Annotated in this window: 26 protein-coding genes; 12 read left to right on the forward strand and 14 right to left on the reverse strand. The window is 67.4% G+C overall.

From position 1 onward, the window contains the following. Nucleotides 1-5 precede the first annotated feature (5 nt). Nucleotides 6-872 (forward strand): GyrI-like domain-containing protein, encoded by an 867-nt coding sequence (locus tag AC1DS0_RS10190; protein ID WP_476814227.1) that lies wholly within the window; start codon nt 6-8, stop codon nt 870-872. Nucleotides 873-1,025: 153 nt separating this feature from the next. On the opposite strand, the gene AC1DS0_RS10195 is transcribed toward AC1DS0_RS10190, so the two are convergent. From AC1DS0_RS10195 to AC1DS0_RS10215, 5 genes are all read right to left on the reverse strand, one after another. Beyond that, a complete protein-coding gene (locus AC1DS0_RS10195; RefSeq protein WP_476814228.1) occupies nt 1,026-2,084 on the reverse strand; it encodes an MBL fold metallo-hydrolase in 1,059 nt (352 codons plus the stop codon). A 53-nt stretch (nt 2,085-2,137) separates the two neighbouring features. Further along, nucleotides 2,138-2,737 (reverse strand): class I SAM-dependent methyltransferase, encoded by a 600-nt coding sequence (locus AC1DS0_RS10200; RefSeq protein WP_476814229.1) that lies wholly within the window; start codon nt 2,735-2,737, stop codon nt 2,138-2,140. Nucleotides 2,738-2,747: 10 nt separating this feature from the next. After that, entirely contained in the window at nt 2,748-3,374 is a 627-nt protein-coding gene (locus tag AC1DS0_RS10205; protein WP_476814230.1) for a LysE family translocator, read from the reverse strand. A gap of 100 nt (nt 3,375-3,474) precedes the next feature. Continuing rightward, entirely contained in the window at nt 3,475-3,900 is a 426-nt protein-coding gene (locus tag AC1DS0_RS10210) for a hypothetical protein (RefSeq protein ID WP_476814231.1), read from the reverse strand. Between the two features lie 67 nt (nt 3,901-3,967). Further along, a complete protein-coding gene (locus tag AC1DS0_RS10215) occupies nt 3,968-4,555 on the reverse strand; it encodes a CAP domain-containing protein (RefSeq protein WP_476814232.1) in 588 nt (195 codons plus the stop codon). A gap of 101 nt (nt 4,556-4,656) precedes the next feature. On the opposite strand from AC1DS0_RS10215, the gene AC1DS0_RS10220 reads away from it, so the two are divergent. Beyond that, complete coding sequence (locus AC1DS0_RS10220) at nt 4,657-5,040, forward strand: YybH family protein (protein ID WP_476814233.1); 384 nt, start codon at nt 4,657-4,659, stop codon at nt 5,038-5,040. Here the strand turns inward: AC1DS0_RS10220 and AC1DS0_RS10225 are convergent. After that, the gene (locus AC1DS0_RS10225) at nt 5,037-5,450 is read right to left on the reverse strand and encodes a hypothetical protein (RefSeq protein WP_476814234.1); all 414 of its coding nucleotides are present in this window, start codon (nt 5,448-5,450) and stop codon (nt 5,037-5,039) included. The two genes, AC1DS0_RS10220 and AC1DS0_RS10225, sit on opposite strands and share 4 nt — an antisense overlap. 270 nt (nt 5,451-5,720) lie before the next feature. On the opposite strand from AC1DS0_RS10225, the gene ffh reads away from it, so the two are divergent. The 6 genes from ffh to trmD all read left to right on the forward strand — a co-directional run bounded on the left by ffh (nt 5,721) and on the right by trmD (nt 10,642). After that, the gene (gene ffh, locus AC1DS0_RS10230) at nt 5,721-7,289 is read left to right on the forward strand and encodes a signal recognition particle protein (protein ID WP_476814235.1); all 1,569 of its coding nucleotides are present in this window, start codon (nt 5,721-5,723) and stop codon (nt 7,287-7,289) included. A gap of 31 nt (nt 7,290-7,320) precedes the next feature. Further along, nucleotides 7,321-7,674: a 30S ribosomal protein S16 gene (rpsP, locus tag AC1DS0_RS10235; protein ID WP_152017045.1), complete on the forward strand. Its 354-nt coding sequence runs from the start codon at nt 7,321-7,323 to the stop codon at nt 7,672-7,674. Nucleotides 7,675-7,840: 166 nt separating this feature from the next. Next, nucleotides 7,841-8,362: a ribosome maturation factor RimM gene (gene rimM, locus AC1DS0_RS10240; RefSeq protein WP_476814236.1), complete on the forward strand. Its 522-nt coding sequence runs from the start codon at nt 7,841-7,843 to the stop codon at nt 8,360-8,362. Then, nucleotides 8,352-9,023: an HAD family hydrolase gene (locus AC1DS0_RS10245; protein ID WP_476814237.1), complete on the forward strand. Its 672-nt coding sequence runs from the start codon at nt 8,352-8,354 to the stop codon at nt 9,021-9,023. Before rimM ends, AC1DS0_RS10245 begins: the two co-directional genes overlap by 11 nt. Nucleotides 9,024-9,224: 201 nt before the next feature. Then, entirely contained in the window at nt 9,225-9,860 is a 636-nt protein-coding gene (gene catB / locus AC1DS0_RS10250) for a type B chloramphenicol O-acetyltransferase (protein ID WP_476814238.1), read from the forward strand. Between the two features lie 62 nt (nt 9,861-9,922). Further along, a complete protein-coding gene (trmD, locus tag AC1DS0_RS10255; RefSeq protein ID WP_476814239.1) occupies nt 9,923-10,642 on the forward strand; it encodes a tRNA (guanosine(37)-N1)-methyltransferase TrmD in 720 nt (239 codons plus the stop codon). 105 nt (nt 10,643-10,747) lie between these two features. Here the strand turns inward: trmD and AC1DS0_RS10260 are convergent, their stop codons facing one another. From AC1DS0_RS10260 to AC1DS0_RS10270, 3 genes are all read right to left on the reverse strand, one after another. Further along, on the reverse strand, nt 10,748-11,170 hold the full coding sequence (locus AC1DS0_RS10260; protein ID WP_476814240.1) for a rhodanese-like domain-containing protein: 423 nt from the start codon (nt 11,168-11,170) through the stop codon (nt 10,748-10,750). A 65-nt stretch (nt 11,171-11,235) separates the two neighbouring features. Then, on the reverse strand, nt 11,236-11,835 hold the full coding sequence (locus AC1DS0_RS10265; protein ID WP_476814241.1) for a sugar O-acetyltransferase: 600 nt from the start codon (nt 11,833-11,835) through the stop codon (nt 11,236-11,238). A 17-nt stretch (nt 11,836-11,852) separates the two neighbouring features. Further along, nucleotides 11,853-13,055 carry a pyridoxal phosphate-dependent aminotransferase gene (locus AC1DS0_RS10270; protein ID WP_476814242.1) on the reverse strand — a complete coding sequence of 401 codons (1,203 nt, stop codon included), beginning with the start codon at nt 13,053-13,055 and terminating at the stop codon, nt 11,853-11,855. A 264-nt stretch (nt 13,056-13,319) separates the two neighbouring features. Between AC1DS0_RS10270 and AC1DS0_RS10275 the strand changes: the two genes are divergently transcribed. Then, nucleotides 13,320-14,135: a transglutaminase-like domain-containing protein gene (locus AC1DS0_RS10275; RefSeq protein ID WP_476814243.1), complete on the forward strand. Its 816-nt coding sequence runs from the start codon at nt 13,320-13,322 to the stop codon at nt 14,133-14,135. 208 nt (nt 14,136-14,343) lie between these two features. Here the strand turns inward: AC1DS0_RS10275 and AC1DS0_RS10280 are convergent, their stop codons facing one another. The 4 genes from AC1DS0_RS10280 to AC1DS0_RS10295 form a co-directional block, all read right to left on the reverse strand. Next, nucleotides 14,344-14,478: a hypothetical protein gene (locus tag AC1DS0_RS10280; protein WP_280179063.1), complete on the reverse strand. Its 135-nt coding sequence runs from the start codon at nt 14,476-14,478 to the stop codon at nt 14,344-14,346. Between the two features lie 147 nt (nt 14,479-14,625). Beyond that, nucleotides 14,626-14,931, reverse strand: coding sequence for a hypothetical protein (locus tag AC1DS0_RS10285; protein WP_476814244.1), 306 nt, complete (start codon nt 14,929-14,931; stop codon nt 14,626-14,628). A 4-nt stretch (nt 14,932-14,935) separates the two neighbouring features. Then, nucleotides 14,936-15,166 (reverse strand): hypothetical protein, encoded by a 231-nt coding sequence (locus AC1DS0_RS10290; RefSeq protein ID WP_476814245.1) that lies wholly within the window; start codon nt 15,164-15,166, stop codon nt 14,936-14,938. Nucleotides 15,167-15,176: 10 nt separating this feature from the next. Continuing rightward, a complete protein-coding gene (locus AC1DS0_RS10295) occupies nt 15,177-15,362 on the reverse strand; it encodes a hypothetical protein (RefSeq protein ID WP_152017057.1) in 186 nt (61 codons plus the stop codon). Nucleotides 15,363-15,488: 126 nt separating this feature from the next. Between AC1DS0_RS10295 and AC1DS0_RS10300 the strand changes: the two genes are divergently transcribed. Next, complete coding sequence (locus tag AC1DS0_RS10300) at nt 15,489-15,968, forward strand: YaiI/YqxD family protein (protein ID WP_476814246.1); 480 nt, start codon at nt 15,489-15,491, stop codon at nt 15,966-15,968. 5 nt (nt 15,969-15,973) lie between these two features. Here the strand turns inward: AC1DS0_RS10300 and AC1DS0_RS10305 are convergent, their stop codons facing one another. Continuing rightward, nucleotides 15,974-16,954: a hypothetical protein gene (locus tag AC1DS0_RS10305; RefSeq protein WP_476814247.1), complete on the reverse strand. Its 981-nt coding sequence runs from the start codon at nt 16,952-16,954 to the stop codon at nt 15,974-15,976. Between the two features lie 201 nt (nt 16,955-17,155). Between AC1DS0_RS10305 and AC1DS0_RS10310 the strand changes: the two genes are divergently transcribed. Together AC1DS0_RS10310 and AC1DS0_RS10315 are read left to right on the forward strand one after the other, a co-directional pair. Beyond that, the gene (locus tag AC1DS0_RS10310) at nt 17,156-18,130 is read left to right on the forward strand and encodes a Bug family tripartite tricarboxylate transporter substrate binding protein (RefSeq protein ID WP_476814248.1); all 975 of its coding nucleotides are present in this window, start codon (nt 17,156-17,158) and stop codon (nt 18,128-18,130) included. Nucleotides 18,131-18,261: 131 nt separating this feature from the next. After that, nucleotides 18,262-19,566, forward strand: coding sequence for an NAD(P)H-dependent oxidoreductase (locus tag AC1DS0_RS10315; protein ID WP_476814249.1), 1,305 nt, complete (start codon nt 18,262-18,264; stop codon nt 19,564-19,566). Nucleotides 19,567-19,646 lie beyond the last annotated feature (80 nt).

Here is a 19,646-nt window from a genome sequence, read left to right on the forward strand (position 1 = left end):
CGGGTATGCGGCAGTCGAGATTCAGCGCGCTCCTTCTTGCGCTCGCCTTTGCCTATCCGGCCGCTGCGCAGACACGCGTGGCGCCGCCGACCGCCGTGGAGAGCACGCCGCTCGCCGCGCCGCCGGGGACCGCGACGCCGGCGCAGAATGCCCAGCCGGCCCAGCAGGCGCCGACCCAGAGCCAAGGCAGCCAGCCGGCTCAGGCCGAACCGCAGCCGGTGCAGCCGCCGCCGGCGCTTCAATCACCCGTGACGCCGCAGCCGGTGCAGCCGGCTCCCCAGGCGCCGGCAGAGCCGCAACCCGTCCAGCCGCCGCCGACCCTGCCCAGCCCACAGCCGGCCCCGCCTGTGCAGCAACAGCAGACCGGGATGCCCGACTCGAATGCGACGCTCGCCGGCAAGAAGGGCGACCCCTCCGATGTCGACGAGGTCCAGCTGACGGCCAGGCCCGTATTGCTATTCGCCGGGCAGGCGAGCTGGGACCAGGGCTTCCAGAAGCTGGGGGAGACGATCGCGCTCCTGCGGGCGGAGGCCGACAAGGCCGGGCTCAAGGTCGCGGGCCGGCCGCTCAGCCTGTTCGTCGAGACCGACGACAACGGCTTCAAGTTCGAGGCGATGCTGCCGGTCGACAAGGCGGCAGCCGCGCCGCTGGCGAACGGAGTGCGCAATGCGCAGTCACCGGTCGGCCGCGCCCTGCGCTTCGTTCATACCGCGCCCTATGACGACATCGATTCGACCTATGAGACGATCACGGCCTATCTCGAGGCCAAGAACATCGTCGTGAAGGACGCTTTCCTCGAGGAGTATGTCAGCGATCTCAAGGACGCCGGCGATCCGAACCTCGAGATCAACGTCTACGTCCAGCCGAAGTAAGGCATAGGTCTCGAATAACGACGTGGTCATCCCGGACAAGCGGCGATAGCCGCGCCGATCCGGGATCCATGCCTGAGCCTCACCGATAAAGGTTCCGGAATGGGTCCCGGGTCTCCCTCCGGTCGCCCGGGACGACCGAGTCGAGTCAGGACGTCACGCCTCCCACACCAGCCCCGGCCGCATCGGCCGGAAGCGCTCCTCGGGCAATCCAGCCTTTTCCAGCGCGATCGTGAGCGCCTCGGGCGGGCGGGTGACGCCTTCGTCGGTAAGCTGGAAGGTGCCCCAGTGGTGGCCGAGCGCCTGCTCGGCGCGCAGCGAGCGCATCACCGCGACCGCTTCTTCCGGATTCATGTGGTTGTCGCTCATGAACCAGCGCGGCTCATAGGCGCCGATCGGCAGCGCCGCCAGCCGGAACGGGCCGTGCTCCCTGCCGAGCCGCTCATAGAGCGAGCCATCATGATAGCCGGTATCGCCGATATGGAAGAGCTTGCCGGCCGGCGTCTCGATCACGAACGAACACCACAGCGCCATGCGCCGGTCGAAGGCGCCGCGCGCCGACCAGTGATAGCTCGGCACCAGCGTGGTCGCGACCTTGTCCGACAATTCGAGCCGCGTACCCCAGTCATGCGCCTCGGCCCGAACGCTCGCCTCGCGCGCCTTGACGATCACATCGTTGCCGAGTGGCAGGATCATGCGCGGATTGTCGCGGGCATGGACCTGCGCCAGCGTCTCGACGTCGAGGTGGTCGTAATGGTTGTGCGTCACCAGCACGACGTCGATCGTTGGCAGGTCGGCGAAGGCGACACCGGGGGCGTTCACGCGCTTGGGCCCGAAGAAGGAGAACGGGCTGGCGCGTTCGGAAAAGACCGGGTCGATCAGGATGTTGAGCCCGGCGACCTGGTAGAGGAAGGAGGCGTGGCCGAGATGGACGACGCGCAAGCCTTCGACACGCGCGGGCGGCTTGTCCTGCGGCGGCGCTTCATACAGCGGCGGGAAGACCTCGCGCTCGCGTTTCGAGAACTGCCAGCGCAGCACATCGGTCAAACCCTTGGTGATCGGCCGGCCGTCGCTGAAGATCAGGCCGTCGAAATGGTCGCTGACCGGGCCCTGGTAATAGGGATTGCGCGAGCGCGCATAGGAGGCCCAGGCGAAGCCGGAGGAGCCGAGAAGGGCGGGGATGCCGAGAAGGCGCAGGAGCTTGCGGCGTGTCATGGCATAGTCAGGTCGTGCGCGTATCGCGCAGCGTCAAGACCGCGCCGTCCGTTTCAAGACAACTTGATCGCCGTCGCGTGCAGCCAGGGTGTCGGCTCCTGGTCGTAGCCGCCGCCCAGATCCTCCTCGATATCGATGCGGCTCCAGCCGTCCTCGCCATAGGCCGTGCGCAGCCACGCGGCGTCCGGATAGTTGTAGTAGCGGCCGAAGCGGTCGCGGCCTTCCGCCTCGCCGGCCTTGTAGCTGGCATAGAAGGCGCCGCCCGGCCGCAAGGCGCGATGGATTCTCGCGACGATACCGGGCAGGGCCGGCCGCGGCACATGCAGCAGGCAGGCATTGGCCCAGACGCCTTCGAAGGCCGCCTCCGCCACGAGGTCTTCGAACAGCAGGACCGAGACCGGCCGGCGCAGGCGTTTTTGCGCCTGTGCGGCGAGCTCGGGCGAGCCGTCGGTCGGCGTGACGTCGAGGCCGAGCCCGAGCAGGGCTTCGCTGTCCTGCCCGCCGCCGCAGCCGAGTTCGAGCACTTGGCCGCCTGTCGGTATGAGCTCGGCGAAGCGTCGCAACCGCGCCTCGCCGAGTTCGCGGGCGCGCCCGGCATAGACCTCGGCTTCGGCTGCGTAGAAGCCGAGCGTGCCCGCGTCGCGTCCGCTCATGCGTGATCCCTTAGTTGCTGCCCGAGCGCACCGCGACGGTGGCGATGCCGGCGCCGATCAGCAATGTGCCGCCGGCCTTGTTGAACAGGCCGATCGCACGGGGATTGCCGACGAGCGTGCGGGCGCGCGAGGCGATGAGCGCGTAGCCGAAGGCGTTGGCGAAGGCGAGGGTGATGAAGGTCGCCTCGAAGATCAGCATCTGCGTCCAGAAGTCGGCCTTCGGGTCGAGGAACTGCGGCAGGAAGGCGACGAAGAAGGTGATGCTCTTCGGGTTCAGCGCCGTCACCAGCCAGGCATGGCCGAGCATCTTCAGCGCCGAGCTCGCGTCCCGGCGCGGTTCGGCATCGAGGCTGCCGCCGGCCCGGAAGAGCTTGACGCCGAGATAGATCAGATAGGCCGCGCCGGCCCATTTCAGCGCGGTGAAGATGGCAGCCGACGTCGCCAGCAGCGCGCCGACACCGAGCATGGACAGGGTCATCGCGGTGAAATCGCCCAAGGCGACGCCGACCGCCATCGGCAGCGCGGTGCGCCAGCCCTGGCCGAGCGCATAGGAGATCACCAGGAGGATGGTCGGCCCGGGGATGACGAGGAGGACGGCGGTGGCGGCGGCGAAGGCGGCCCAGGCTTCGAAGGTCATGATGAGGAGGCTCCGATAAAGACCAGAGCCATCACCAGGACGAGGTGCTTGTAAAGCAGAAAATATGGCGGCGCTCGGTGCGCCGCCATCGCCCGCCGGCTCAGCGGCCGGCACCGTTGATGATTCGGCAGAAGGCGGTGCGGATGAAGGCTTCGTCCGAGACCTGACCGGACTGGAGCTGATAGAAGATCTCGACGATGCTCCCGTTGCCGGCCTTGCGCGCGGTTCCCTGAAGGCGCTGCAGCCGACCCGAACCGGCGCCGTCCTTGAAGCCCGTCACTGTCCCTTCTTCCTGATCGACCGTGACGTTCGAAAAGCCTTCCGCGGCCATGCCGCGCTTGAGGCCGTTGAGCGCTTTCGCCGGTGCGGCCTTGACGATGCCGGAGGCGCGATAGTTGATGCCGGTCAGGAAGGGCTCGCCGCCGGCCGCGAAGGTCTTCTCGCAACTCTGGGCGAGGGCGCCGCCTGCGCCGGAGAGCGTCAGCAGCAGCGCAGTGATGCCGGCGCAGGCAATATTCGTCTTCATCGTTCTCAATCCCATCTCGAATCGGCGGCGCCGACGGCGCCGCGCATTTGTCGATGTCTGGGCCGGTTTAGAGCGGCGCGCCCCAGCGGAAGGTCGTCGTCCCGCCGCCGCGCGCCGGCACGAGCGGCCCCGCGGACATCTCCTGCCGCTTCTCGGGGTCGCCCGCCAGCACCAGCGTCCACCAGGCGCCGTAGCGGGTCTGCGGGTTCTTTGCGAGGGCAAGGCCGATGCGCGTCGCCTGCGGCATGGAGAGATTGGCCTCGTGGCCGGACGATTTCTTCCAGCCGTCGAAGGCTTCCTGCGTCGAGTAGTAACCGGCCCCGAGATTCTCCGCGGCCCGCACCGTGTCGAGGCCGGCACCGTTGACCCGGGAACTGAAGCTGCCGGCAGCGCTATGCGAGAGGTCGTCGCTGGCCGCCATCGCGTCGGATTGGCGCTGGGCCATCGTGGTCAGTGTCGAATCAAGCCGGACCGGGCCGAGGCCCTTGCCGGCGCGATAGGCGTTGAGGATGCGCACTGCTTCGGCCGGATCGGCCCTCACCGCGGCGAGGCGCTCGATCTTGCGCGGGTTCGGCGCCGTCGTTTCGCGCTGCGCTCCGGCGCAGCCGGCCAGAAGCAGCGCGGTCAGGAGGGCTGCGCCCACATGTCTTGTCATCTTGTCGATCTCGGCTTTTGCTGCGCCACGCCGACGAAGCAGGGCCGGACCTAGGCGAGGAATGCGGCGCGATTACCGCAGCCCCAGCCGGGAGGAAACCCATGAGCGATGACGAACAGGCGATCCGCGACCTTGTCGACACCTGGATGAGCGCGACCAAGGCGGGCGATACCGCGACTGTGCTCGACCTGATGAGCGACGATGTCGTCTTCATGGTCCCAGGCGCCGAGCCCTTCGGCAAGGAGGCTTTCGCCGCCGCGCTGAAGGGGCTGGGGGCCACGACGATCGAGGGCCGCAGCGACATCCGCGAGCTCGAAGTGCTCGGCGACATCGCCTATCTGCGCAACCGGATCGAGATGACCGCGACCGCGGCGGACGGCAAGGCCACCCGCCGCTCAGGCTACACGCTGACGATCCTGCGCAAGGAAGCCGACGGGCGCTGGCGGCTCTCCCGCGACGCCAATCTGCTGACGACGCAGGACTAACCCTGCGCGCCGGATATCACGCGGCAGAGCGCGTCGCGGACGTAAGCTTCGGGCGCGACCTGGCCCTGCTGGACGACGAAGACGGCATCGACCCGCGTGCCACTGCCGCTCTTGCGGGCGGTGATGCGCAGGGTTTGCGGCCGGCCCGAGCCGGAGGTCTCCTGGATGGCGACGACGGAGCTGGTCGCATTCTCGATGCGCATGTCGGCGAAGCCTTCGGCCGAGACGGCGGCGCCGAGGTCCTTCAGCACCCGAGCCGGCGCGCGCTTCGCTACGATGTCCCAGGTCTTGTAGGTCAGACCGGTCAGCATCGGCGTGCCGACCACGGAGAAATTGCCTTCGCAGGACTGGGCCTGCGCCTGGGTGAGGCCGAGCGCGAACAGCGCGGCGGCGAGAACCGGAAGCTTCATGTCATCTCCGTGATGAGGATCGCGCGCGGCTGGCGCAGCCGCATGTTGCGCGCTTCAGCTTGACTTTCGCCGCATTTGTCCGCTTTAACGCGCGCATTCGTTTCGCCGACATCGCCGAAACCACATCCGCCGACCGGGCCGCCCAGCGGCTTTCATGAGCCCGGAGGTCAACGCCCGACAGCGCGTCTGCGCCCTCGGGCGCGAAACCGTTTGGCGGCAATGTAGGATTTCGCGGTTGACGTCGGCAGACAAGGATAGGGCACTCGCCGCATGTTCGGCACGCTGAGCGATAGACTTTCCGGCATCCTCTCGGGCCTGACCCGCAGGGGCGCGCTGACCGAGGACGACGTCAACGCCGCGCTGCGCGAGGTGCGCCGGGCGCTGCTCGAGGCCGACGTCGCGCTCGAGGTCGTCCGCAGCTTCACGGACAAGGTCCGCGAGCGCGCCGTCGGCGCCGAGGTGCTGAAGTCGGTCACGCCCGGCCAGCAGGTCATCAAGATCGTCAACGACGTTTTGATCGACACGCTCGGCGGCGAGGGCGAGGGCATCACCTTCGACGCGGTGCCGCCGGTGCCGATCCTGATGGTGGGTCTGCAAGGTTCGGGCAAGACGACCTCGACCGCCAAGATCGCCAGGCGCCTGACCGATCGGGACAAGAAGAAGGTCCTGATGGCCTCGCTCGATACGCGCCGCCCGGCCGCGATGGAGCAGCTCGCCATCCTCGGCAAGCAGGTCGGCGTCGAGACGCTGCCGATCGTCGCCGGCCAGTCGGCCGTGCAGATCGCTCGCCGCGCCATCGAGGCCGGCAAGCTCGGCGGCTACGACGTCGTCATGCTCGACACCGCCGGCCGCGTCACCCTCGACGAAGCGCTGATGGCTGAGGTCGCCGAGGTCAAGTCGGCGACCAATCCGCATGAAGTCCTGCTCGTCGCCGACGCGCTGACCGGCCAGGACGCGGTCAACACGGCGCGGGCCTTCGACGGCCGCGTCGGCCTCACCGGCATCGTCTTGACCCGCATGGACGGCGACGGCCGCGGCGGCGCGGCGCTCTCGATGCGCGCCGTCACCGGCAAGCCGATCAAGCTCGTCGGCACCGGCGAAAAGACCGATGCGCTCGAGGATTTCCATCCCTCGCGCGTCGCCAACCGCATCCTCGGCATGGGCGACATCGTCGGCCTGGTCGAGAAGGCGGCTGCCACGGTCGATGCCGACAAGGCGCAGGAACTGGCGCAGCGCCTTGCCAAGGGCAATTTCGATCTCGGCGACCTGCGCACCCAACTCCAGCAGATGGAGAAGATGGGCGGCCTCGGCGGGCTGATGGGCATGCTGCCCGGCATGGCGCAGATGAAGAACCAGATCGCCAGCTCGAAGATGGACGACAAGGTCATCGCCCGGCAGATCGCGATCATCAACTCGATGACATCGGCCGAGCGCAGGAATCCCGATCTGCTCAAGAACAGCCGCAAGAAGCGCATCGCTGCCGGCTCCGGCACGTCGCCGGAAGCGATCAACAAGCTGCTCAAGATGCATCGCCAGATGGCGGACATGATGAAGCAGATGTCCCGCCAGAAGGGCGGCATGCTCGGCAAGCTCGGCAGCATGTTCGGGCTTGGTGGCGGCGGCATGCCGGCCGGCATGCCCGACCCCTCGAAGATGGATCCCGCCCAGCTCGCTGAACTGCAGAAGCAGCTCGGCGCCGGTGGCGGCCTGCCTTCGCTGCCTCCGGGCGGCTTCCCCGGTCTGCCCAAGGGCGTCACCCCGCCCGCCGGCATGATGCCGAAATTGCCCGGTCTCGGCGGCATGCCTGGCCTCGGCAACAACCCGTTCAAGAAGAAGTAATTCTACCGCTCGAACCAAAGGAAGAAGAGCAATGTCCCTGAAGATCCGCTTGACCCGTGGTGGCGCCAAGAAGCGCCCGTACTACCGCATCGTCGTCGCCGACGCCCGCTCGCCGCGCGATGGCCGCTTCATCGAGAAGATCGGCGCCTATGACCCGATGAAGGCGAAGGATTCGCCGGAGCGCGTCGTGCTCGACCTCGAGAAGGCCAAGGCCTGGCTCGCCAAGGGCGCCCAGCCGACCGATCGCGTCCTGCGCTTCCTCGACGCTGCCGGCGTGTCCAAGCGCCCGGCCCGCAACAACCCGAACAAGGCTGTTCCCGGCGACAAGGCCAAGGAGCGCGCTGAGAAGAAGGCCGAGAAGGCCGCCGCTCCTGCGGCTGAGTGAGCTGCGTGAGCCTCTCCCGTCATGGTCGGGCTTGTCCCGACCATCCACGTCTTTCCCGATGCAATGCGGAGTTCAAGACGTGGATGCCCGCCACAAGGGCGAGCATGACGAACTGGAGAGGTGTCGCGGCCTTGCGGTCTGACGGTCTGTTCCGGAAGAGCCATCGATGAGCGACGAACTCGTCCTGCTCGGCATCGTCGGCGCGCCGCATGGCGTGCGCGGCGAGGTCCGGATCAAGACCTTCACCGCCGATCCGCTGGCGCTCGCCGAATACGGCCCACTCGTCGACGAGAAGGGCCGGCGCTTCGAGATCGCCGATATCAGGCCCGCCAAGGAAGTGGTCGTCGCCCGGCTCAAGGGCGTGACCAGCCGTGAGGGAGCCGAGCTCCTGAATGGCGTGAAGCTCCATATCGAGCGCTCGCGGCTGCCGGCGCCTGAGGACGAGGACGAGTTCCTGCAGGCCGATCTCGTCGGCTGCAGCGTCATCGGCCCCGATGGAGCCGTGCTCGGCACTGTCACCGCCGTCGCCAATTACGGCGCCGGCGACCTCATCGACATCGAGACTCCGGATGGCCGCTCGGTGCTGATGCCCTTCACCAAGGCCTATGCGCCACGCATCGACATCGCGGCCAAGCGCATCGAGGCCCTGCCTCCGGCCGGTCTGTTCGAGGATGACGATGCTGCCTGAGACGCCGGCCAAGGGCCTGATCTTCGACATGGACGGCACCATCGTCGACAATATGCGCTACCATGACGATGCCTGGGAGACGTGGTACCGCAAGCACGGCCTGCCCTTCGAGCGCGCGACCTTCTCGGCCCGCACCGCCGGCATGGCGATCTCCGACATCATCGGCCCGCATTTCCCCGGTGCCGACGCGGCCGAGCTCGATCGGCTCGCCGAGGAGAAGGAAGGGCTCTATCGCGAGACCTACGGCCCACTGGTCAAGCCGCTTGGCGGACTGATCGACCTGCTCGACCGGGCGCGCGATCACGAGGTCCCGATGGCGGTCGGCACCGCCGCCGCCCCGCCGAACATCGCCCTGATCCTCGATACGCTTTCCCTGCGCCAGCGCTTCGCCACCATCGTCTCGCCGAGCCAGGGCTTCCCCGGCAAGCCGCATCCCGACATGTTCCTGGCTGCAGCCGAGCGCATGGGCGTCGCCCCGGTTGACTGCATCGTCTTCGAGGATGCGCCGAACGGCGTCGAGGCGGCTCGCCGCGCCGGCATGCGCGCCGTCGCGGTGCTGACCATGCTGCCGGCCGAGGCTTTCGCCGCCTTCGACAACGTCATCGCCCGCGTCGACGACTATGCAGCACTGAACGGCAATCCGGCGCTCACCTTCTCCTGACCGGGCGATTGCTGCTCGTAGCGCGCCCGTTTAGGCTGTCCACTCCATGAAGCAGGCTCACTGTACCAGCTCCATCGCGTTCCCCCTCGTCTGAGGCGAGGAACGCAAGACCGGACGGGGGTCGGCAAGGCCGATCGCCCGCGTTTTCCTGTGTCTTTCGGCCGGCGGCTCCCTGAGAGCGCCAGCCATTGCGAGCTGAACATGACCAACTTCTTCGAGAGCCCCTTCAAGGGCATCCCGCTCACCCAGCAGGTGCGCCATCCCAACATCGTCGTCGGACGCTACAGCTACTATTCCGGCTACTATCACGGCCACAGCTTCGACGATTGCGCCCGCTTCCTGCTGCCGCATGAGGGTGCCGACAAGCTGGTCGTCGGCAGCTTCTGCTCGATCGGCTCCGGGGCAGCCTTCATCATGGCCGGCAACCAGGGCCATCGGAACGACTGGGTCAGCACCTTCCCGTTCCACTATGTTCCGGACGAGCCGCATTTCGCCGGCGCGCGCGACGGCTATTTGCGGGCTGGCGATACCGTCGTCGGCAACGATGTCTGGATCGGCTCGGAAGCCATTATCATGCCCGGCATCACGATCGGCCATGGCGCGGTGATCGGGACGCGGGCGCTCGTCACCCGCGATGTCGAGCCCTATGCCATCGTCGGCGGCAACCCGGGCAAGCTGATCCGCTGGCGCTTCGATGAAGCGCGGATCGCACTGCTGCTCGAACTGGCCTGGTGGGACTGGAGCGAGGCGCAATTGCGCGATACGATGCCGCTCCTGACCAGCGGCGATATCGAAGGGTTGCATGCCTACTGGAGTGAGCGCGTCCGGCAGGCCTGAGGCTGTTGTTGGCGGCCGCGCTCGGCTGGTGACGCGGCCGCCATTTCATGCCAGCAGAGGCCATGACTTTCCGCGCCTCGATCCTGACTCTCTATCCCGAGATGTTTCCTGGCCCGCTCGGCGCTTCGCTGGCGGGCGAGGGCTTGCGCACCGGCCTCTGGTCGCTGGAGACGCACCAGATTCGCGAGCACGGCATCGGCCGGCATCGCAATGTCGACGACACCCCGGCCGGCGGCGGCGCCGGCATGGTCTTGCGCTGCGACGTGCTGGCGGCGGCGATCGACGCCGCGGTTCCGGCCGACGATACCCGGCCGCGCCTCTTGATGTCGCCGCGCGGGCGGCCGCTCAGCCAGCGCATGGTCCGCGACTACGTCGCCGGCGGCGGCGTCGTCATCGTCTGCGGTCGCTTCGAGGGCGTGGACGAGCGGGTGATCGAGGGGCGGGGGCTGACCGAGGTCTCGGTCGGCGACTACATCCTCTCCGGCGGCGAGATGGCGGGGATGGTGCTGCTCGACGCCTGCGTCCGCCTGATCCCCGGCGTGATGGGCAAGGAAGCCTCCGGCACGGAGGAGAGCTTCGAGAACGGCCTGCTCGAATACCCGCATTACACCCGCCCGCGCGAATGGGAGGGCAGGGGCCTGCCCGAGGCGCTGCTCTCCGGCGACCATGCCCGCATCGCCCGTTGGCGGCGCGAGCAGGCGGAGCAGATCACGCGCGAGAGGCGGCCGGATCTCTTGAATCCTTCTCCCCTCGGGGGAGAAGGTGGCAGCGCGAAGCGCTGACGGATGAGGGAAGGGCCGCGCAAGCGGCCCTTTCTCGTCTCACCCAGTCAGACGGCCCTCATCCCCCTGCCGGGACCTTCTCCCCCGAGGGGAGAAGGAGGCGCGTCAGGGATAGCTCGTCACCGGCAGGCCTTCCGCCAGCCAGCCCTTGTCTTTGGGATTGCCGAGCAGGCCGCCACGGACATCGACCAGCTCCTTCCAGCCGCGTGCCGCGAGCGTCTTCTGCAAGGTCGAGGTGCGGTTGCCGGTCCGGCAGATCAGCGCGATCGGCTTGCCGGGATGGTCGAGCTTCAGCGCGGCCAGCCTGACCTCGAAGGCGCTGCCGGTCATGTCGAGCTTGATTGCGCCCTCCGGCACGCCGGTATCGGTCCATTCCTCTGGCGTGCGGATGTCGACGAGGATGAGCTTGCCGGCCTTGGCGGCGTCATGCGCCTCGCGCACCGAGAGCGAGGGCAGTGCCTGCTGAGCCACGGCGCGGGCCGATAGCGAGCAGAAGGCGGCGAACAGCAGGAGCGCACGGCGGTTCATGCCGGAGCGTTACCCAAAGGTGCGGCCGGCCGCAATTCACGAAGCTTGGAAACGGCTGCGCCTGATCAAGGGCGCGTCGAGCGAAACCCGGTCCTGTCCGCCTCGGTGATCTCGCGCAGCACCTTGCAGGGCACGCCGGCTGCGATCACTCCGGCCGGAATGTCGCGGGTCACGACGCTGCCGGCGCCGATGATCGTATCGTCGCCGATGCTGACGCCCTGCGTGATCTGGACGCCGCCGCCGACCCAGACGCGGTTACCGATCGTCACGGGCCTGACATAGCAGCCGCCCGCCACCCGCTCGGCCGGGTCGAAGGCGTGGTTCGCCGTATAGATGCCGACGCGTGGCCCGAGCAGGACATGGTCGCCAATGGTGATCTCGGCGCCGTCCAGCATGACGCAGTCGAAATTGGCGTAGAAATTGCGGCCGATGCTGATGTTGAAACCGAGCTCGCAGCGGAAATTCGGCTCGAAATAGGCGCCGGGGCCGACATCGCGCAGGAAGGCGCGCAACAGTGCCTCGCGCTCCGCCTGCGGCTGGCCAAAGCTACGGTTGTAGGCGTCGGTCAGACCGACCGCCCGTGCCCGGGCTGCGATCAGCTCGGGCGTGAGGTCGTCATACATGCGCCCCGACAGCATCAGGGCGCGCTGCTCCTCGAGAGTCATCGCGCCCCGTGCTCGTCTCAGCGCAGCTCGGCGCAGAAGCGCTGGATGCGGCGGCAGGCCTCTTCCAGCTTCTCGTCCGAGGTCGCGTAGGAGATCCGGAAGTTCGGGCCGAGGCCGAAGGCAGTGCCGTGCACGGCGGCGACGGCCTCGTTCTCCAGCAGGCCCATGACCAGGTCCTCGTCGGTCTCGATTGTCTTGCCATTCGGCAGCGTCTTGCCGATCAGCCCCGAGCAGTCGGGATAGACGTAGAAGGCGCCTTCCGGCGTCGGGCACTTCAGGCCGCGGGTCTGGTTCAGCATCGAGACGACGAGGTCGCGCCGGCGCTCGAACGCCTTCTTGAACACCGGCAGGTGCTCCTGCGTGCCGTCGAGTGCCTCGACCGCGGCCCATTGCGAGATCGCCGAGGTGCCCGAGGTCTGCTGGCCCTGGACGAGGTCCATGGCGTTGATCAGCTGCTGCGGGCCGGCGGCGTAGCCGATGCGCCAGCCGGTCATGGCATAGGCCTTGGAGACACCGTTCATGGTCAGCGTGCGCTCGTAGAGGCCGGGCTCGACCTGCGCCGGGGTGACGAATTTGAAGTCGCCATAGACAAGGTGCTCGTACATGTCGTCGGTCAGCACCCAGACATGCGGATGGCGCATCAGCACGTCGGTCAGCGCCTTCATCTCGGCATGGGTATAGGCGGCGCCCGACGGGTTCGAGGGCGAGTTCAGGATCAGCCACTTGGTCTTCGGCGTGATCGCGGCTTCCAGATCGGCCGGCTGGAGCTTGAAGTTGTTCTGGATGGTGGCTTCGCAGAAGGTCGGCGTACCCCCGCAGAGTGCGACCATCTCGGGATAGCTGACCCAGTACGGCGCGACGCAGATCACCTCGTCGCCCGGGTTCAGCGTGGCGAGCAGGGCGTTGTAGATGACGTGCTTGCCGCCGGTGCCGACGATGGTCTGCGAGGCCTTGTAGTCGAGGCCGTTCTCGCGCTTCAGCTTGCGGGTGATCGCCTCGCGCAGCTGCGGGATGCCGGGGACCGGCGTGTACTTCGTCTCGCCGCGGCGGATGGCGGCGATCGCCGCTTCCTTGATATTGTCTGGCGTGTCGAAATCGGGCTCGCCGACGGAGAGCGAGATCACGTCCTTGCCCTGCGCTTTCAGATCGCGCGCCTTCTGCGTGATGGTAATGGTCGCAGACGGCTTCACGCGCTTCAGGGCGTCGGCAAGGAAAGCCATGATCCAGATCTCCGGGAGGGCAATGGCGCCCATCGCGGGCGCGGGGCGTGGTTTAGGCCCCCGGGGCGGGCACTGCAAGCGAGTCTGCTTGATATCGGCCAGAAACGATAGGAATGGCAGCGGGGCGTGCCCATAATCCGGGGGCGAAAACGGCCAATCTCCGGCAGACGCCCACGACCATATCGCCTTGGCCCGAAACGTGCTTGGTAGAGCAAGCTGGGGAGCCAAAAGAATACAGCGCGCCGACGCGCAGAAGGCTCATGCATGAAACTCCGGATCGGCTACGAGCTCGACTACGACTTTCCGCAGCCGACCCCGATGATCTTGATGCTGCACGTGCATTTCAGCCGGGTCTCCGATCTCTCGGCGCCGGATCACATGCGCATCCAGCCTCCGACGCCGGTCACCGCCTATCGCGACGGCTTCGGCAACTGGTGCAGCCGGCTGGTGGCGCCACAGGGCACGATACGCATTTCCGCCGATGCGGTGATCAGCGATAGCGGCCTGCCGGAGGCGTTCGACCGCAAGGCCGGACAGGTGCCGGTGGAGCGCTTGCCGGAAGAGTGCCTGGTCTTCCTGCTCGCCAGCCGGTTCTGCGACAGCGATCGCTTGCTCGATCTCGCCTGGGAGCTTTTCGGTCATACGCCGCCGGGCGCGGCGCGAGTGCAGGCGATCTGCGACTTCGTCAACCGGCGCATCGCCTTCGACTATATGGACGCCAGCGTCACCCGCAGCGCCTCCGAAGCCTATCGCGAAGGGCGCGGCGTCTGCCGCGACTACGCCCATCTCGCCATCGCCTTCTGCCGGGCGATGAACATCCCGGCGCGCTACTGCACCTGCTATCTCGGCGATGTCGGCACGCCGCCACCCTGGCCGCCGGGCGATTTCGCCGCCTCATTCGAGGCCTTCCTGGATGGCGGCTGGCAGATGTTCGATCCGCGCAACAATGTCCCGCGCATCGGCCGGGTGCTGATCGCACGCGGACGCGATGCTGCCGATGTCGCGATCGCCACCACCTTCGGACCGAACACGCTGACCGGCTTCAGGGTCTGGACGGACGAGGTCGCCGAGGCAACCTGAGGCCGATTGGCCAGGACCTATCTGTCGAGGAGTGGGGCAGTCTTGGCCTTCTTCGCGCGCAGCGGCGTCTTGCGGACCAGGCCCTTGCGGGTTGCCGGAGGGGCGCCCTCCGGCACTGGTTCTGCCTGTACGGCCGCGACAGCTTGCACGGGAGCCGGCTGCGGTGCCGGCTTCTCGGGCTGGGTGGGGTCGATCGTGCGGAAGCGGATCATTTTTTCTTCGGTGTCGCCGCTGCCTTGGCGACGGCCGAAGCGAAGCCCGCCGGAGGGGTCGCGCTCGCCTTCGGCTTGTCCTTCTTGGGCTTCTTGGCCTCGCGATTGCTGCGCTGCTCGCCTTTTGCCATGTCTCGTCTCCTTCGGTCGGAATGACAGGCATCGCCACTTCGAATCGAAGGGGCTTGAACCTGGGCTGCGCTGGTCGGGACGGCTGCGAGCTTAGGTCATGGCGGCCGGCTTCCGACTGCCACGGCCGGCTCGCGGAAACCGGGCCATCAAGCCGAAGCAGCTGCGGAGCGTAGGACAGAGTCGGATGGAGAGCACGCGCTTTCTTGGCGCGGCAGCGCCCCATCCCCAGCGTGCCGGAGCGCCCATCGGCGCTGCACCATGGTGACAGTGCTTGCGCCCCAGCGCGGCCGGCCGAAACAGGGAAAGCCGCGTCGGTTGAGGCGGCGCGCGATGTCGGCGGGATCGGTGATGCCGGCGGTGACGAGCTGATCGATCAGCGCGCCGGCGGCTTCGAGGAAGATGGCGAGCAGCGCCCTGTCGAGGTCGCGGCTCGCCTTGTCGGCACTGGGCATGCCCTCAATGGATGCCCATGCCATAGCTGGGCTCGACTCCGTTGGGGGAGATCAGAACGGCATTGAGGTGGCCGCCCTCGGAGAGGGCGAAGCGCACCGCCTCCTTCTGGTTGCGGAAGATGCCCTCGCTGCTGCCTTCTAGATCGCGCGCGACCCAGAAGCCGTGGCTCGACTGGCCGACCAGGAAGAGATGGCTCTCGCCGGTGAGCGGCTGCAGCGGCTTGAATTGTCCCATGGTGGCGTCCTCAGTTCGGCAAGGCGAACCAGGCGCGCAGGCCGATGAAGGCGGCGGCGGCCAGTGCGAACACGGCAAGCGCGACCATCTCGGCACAGAGGATTCCAACGACCGGGCGGCGGCTGGCGACGCTGTCATAGACGGCGCGGGCGCGACGCTGCTGGCTGGTGCGGAACAAGGCGTTGTTCATCGACATATCGACCTCCATCGATGCCGATGATGTAGGTCCGCCCCCGATAAGGCCGCCATGCGGAAGGTGCTCGCGCGCATAAGGCCGGCATAAGGGCTTGCGTGGGGCCCGCTCGGCTGCGATGCCGGCGCCATGGACGCTCCCGCCAACACCATCGTGATCTATATCGACGCCGACGCCTGTCCGGTGAAGCCGGAGATCTATCGCGTCGCCGAGCGGCACCGGCTCAAGGTCTTCGTCGTCGCCAACAGCTTCATGCAGGTGCCGCGCGAGCCCTGGATCGAGCGCGTCGTGGTGCCCGGCAACTTCGATGCGGCCGATGACTGGATCGCCGAACGGGCCGGTCGCGGCGCGATCGTCATCACCGCCGACATTCCGCTCGCCGACCGCTGCATCAAGGCCGGCGCCGACGTGATCGGCCCGACCGGCAAGCCCTTCACCGAGGCCTCGATCGGCATGGCGCTGGCGACGCGCGACATGATGGAGGACCTGCGCGCCATGGGCAGCGTCAGCGGCGGTCCCAAGCCGTTCTCGCAGAAGGATCGCTCCACCTTCCTGCAGGCGCTGGACGTCGCGGTGCAGCGCCTGAAGCGCGCGGGCTTCTCGGCCTAGCCCCGCTAGGGAGTTTGCCCCGGCTGCAGGAGCTTGGGCAGGAAGCCAGCGGCCAGCAGCAGCTGCTTCTGGCGCGCAGACACCTCGTTCAGGCTGCGGCGGAAATCGATCCTGTGCACATACATCCAACCGAGCTTCATCGGCGTCTGCCGGCGTAGGCGCGAAATCCACGGCGTGGCGTCATGATCCGTCACGACGGTCCCGCCCCCCATGATCGAATAGTATCGCCCGAGCGTCCGGCCATATTGCGCATTGTCCTGCTGGGCTCTGGGGAGGGTGAGCGCATAGGACCGGTCAATGTGGTCGAACACTTTCGATCCGGGATCGCGGAGCCAGTGGCCGACCTCGTGCGCGGCAGCGAACTGGCCGGTCTTTCCACCGATCCCGCGTGCCCGGCCCGCCGTGAAGTTATGCTCTCCGTACTGGACGCTTTCGTCGGTGATGCGGGTCATCCGGTCCCGGAAGGTCGCGCCCGGATTGGCCAGATGCGCGACCTCGATGAGGGCATGGCTATCCGCACCGGCAGGCTGCAGATCGATTTCGAGCACGCCGGCGACATGCGCCGGCACCTTTGGATTGCCGATCAGTTGCCAGAAGTCGGCGTCGCTCAGGCTGTCTCCGCTTTCGGTCGGGAGGAACACCATCTGGTTGTTCCAGACGGTCTCGACGATGTTTTTGAAGCGCCGGGTGAAATCCTGCCATTCGCTGGCGAGCCAGCTGCGGCAGGGGACGGGCTGGCCACTGGCGTCGACGACACTGCCGCGTTTGAAGTCGGCCTCGCTCGCGGCCAGATGAGACGGGGGAAGCGGCCCCGGGCGCGATCCCGGCGTTTTGGCGGTATGGGAGCTTCGCGCCCACGCCGTGGAGGGATCGAGGGGAATGAGCGTCACTTTCAACCGGATGCGAAGCTGCGCAGCTTGGCCTGTTCGCGCGCGGTCGAAGAACGAGTCGTAGTTCGGCTCGAGGATGAAGGGCCGGATCGCCATTTGGTCACCTGCGCTTTGGGAGCAGATTGGAGCGGACAAAGTCTCGCTCTAGGCACGGCTATCCGCGCCAACGTAGCAGCAGCGGCGCAGCACCGCCAAGCTGAACGTATGGCAAGCGGCGGGCGGCTGGACGAAATGGGATGTTGCCCCTAATCCTGCCGCAAAAGCCCGTCTTCCAATGGGGCGCCCGGGAGGAAACCCATGTCGCTGACCCGCCGTTCCACGCTCGGCCTCGTTGCCGGCGCCATCTTCGCTCCGGCCATCGTGCGGGCGCAGAGCTATCCGTCGAAGCCGATCACCTTGGTCGTGCCATACCCGGCGGGCGGGCCGACTGATGCGATCGCGCGCTTCGTCGCCCAGGATCTCTCGACCTCGATCGGCCAGAACGTCCTCGTCGACAATCGCGCCGGCGCCTCGGGTGCGGTCGGCACCCGCGCCGTCGCGCATGGCGCTGCCGACGGCCACACCTTCATCTTCGGCAACAACCAGACGCATGGGAACAACATGTTCCTGCTGAAGGACCCCGGCTACGACGCCGTCAAGGATTTCGCGCCGGTCGCCGGTGTCGGCGCTTTCGAGCACGCTTTCGTCGTCCGCAACGACCTGCCGGCGAAAAACATCAAGGAGCTGATCGCGCTCGCCAAGGCCGATCCGGGCAAGCTCAATTACGGCTCGACCGGCGTCGGCTCCGGCTCGCATCTCGCCATGGAGCTGTTCATGCAGCGCACCGGCATCAAGATGACGCATGTGCCATTCAGGGGCGCGGCGCCGCTGGTGCAGGAGATCATCGGAGGGCGGATCGACATCGCCAATTCGACGCTGCCGTCCGTGCTGGAGCAGATCAATGCCGGCACGCTCAGGGCGATTGCGCTGGCGAGCCCGGAGCGCAATCCGCGCGCCAAGGATATCCCGACTTTGCGCGAGCAGGGCGTGACCGATGCCGACGCCGACAGCTGGGCCGCCTTCTTCGCCCCCGCCGCGACGCCGGCGCCTGTCCTGGACACGCTGTCCAAGGCCGTGCTGGCCTCGCTCGCCAAGCCGGCGATTGCCGAGCAGATCCTCAAGCTCGGCTTTACCCTCAAGGTCCGTGATCCCGCGGCGTTCCGGCCCTATCACCAGCAGGAAATCGCGACCTGGGAGAAGATCATCAAGGAAGCCGGCGTCAAGCCGGAGTGAGCCTGACGTGCGTCATTCTCGGACGTAGCGAAGCGCAGATCCGAGAATCTCGGAAACGTCAGGGCGCCTTCTCGTCCTGAGATGGTCGGCTCAAGGCGGACCATGACGACCTAATCTGCCGGAGCCAGCCCATGAACCTGATGCCCAAGCTCGCCGCCCGCGCTGAGGCAGGCCGCCCCGTCCGCTGCGTTTTGATCGGCGCCGGCAAGTTCGGCTCGATGTTCCTGGCTCAGGTGCCGCATATCGAGGGGCTGGAGGTTGCGGCGATCGCCGATCTCGACCCCGAGCGGGCGCGCCAGGCTTGCCGCACCGTCGGCTGGGACGAAGCCCGCATCGCCGCCACCCGCTTCGTCGATAGCGGCGTCACCGCCGCGGAGATGGACGGCGTCGAGGTGGTGATCGAGGCGACAGGGCACCCGGCTGCCGGGGCCCGCCATGCGCTCGCCGCGATCGCGGCCGGGCGGCATGTCGTGATGGTCAATGTCGAGGCTGATGTGCTGGTCGGCCCGGTGCTGGCCGCGAAGGCGAGAGCGGCGGGTGTGGTCTATTCGATGGCTTATGGCGACCAGTCGGCGCTCGTCGCCGAGATGGTCGACTGGGCCAGAGCCACCGGTTTCACCATCGCGGCCGCCGGCAAAGGCACCAAATACCTGCCGGCCTATCATCGCGTCACGCCTGACGAGGTCTGGAGCCATTACGGTCTGACACCGGAGGCGGCGAAGGCCGCCGGCATGAACCCGCAAATGTTCAACTCCTTCCTCGATGGCACCAAGTCGGCGATCGAGATGGCGGCGATCGCCAATGCCAGCGGCCTCGATGTCCCGGCCGCCGGGCTGTCCTTTCCGCCCTGCGGTGTCGATGATCTCGCCTATGTCCTGCGGCCGAAGGCGGTTGGCGGACAGCTCGAGCATGACGGCATGGTCGAGGTTGTCTCCTCGCTGGAGCGCGATGGGCGGCCGGTCTTCCGCGACCTGCGCTGGGGCGTCTATGTCGTGCTGAAGGCGCCGAACCCTTATGCCGCCGCTTGCTTCAAGCAGTACGGCTTGCCGACCGATTCCACGGGCCTCTACGCGGCGATGTACAAGCCCTTCCATTTGATCGGGCTCGAACTCTCGCTCTCAGTGCTGAACGCGGCGCTGCGCGGTGAGCCGACCGGCACGACCAGGAGCTGGCGCGGCGATGCGGTCGCGACCGCCAAGCGCGACCTCAAGGCCGGCGAGATGCTGGATGGCGAGGGCGGCTACACCGTCTACGGCAGACTGATGCCGGCTGCCGCCAGCCGCGCGGCGAAGGCGCTGCCGATCGGGCTGGCGCACGGCGTGACATTGAAGCGCGACGTTGCCGCCGGCTCGGTCGTCACCAGCGCCGATGTCGCGCTGGATGAAACCTCGCAGATCGTCTCACTTCGGCGTGAGCTCGAAGCAACCAGCGGCTGAATCGTGCATTCTCTTTGAACGGGTCGCTCCCGGATCGGCACGGCTGATGTCGCTTGTCCGGACGACCCATCATCAGGAGA

This window comes from Allobosea sp. P4_H5 (assembly GCF_056400825.1).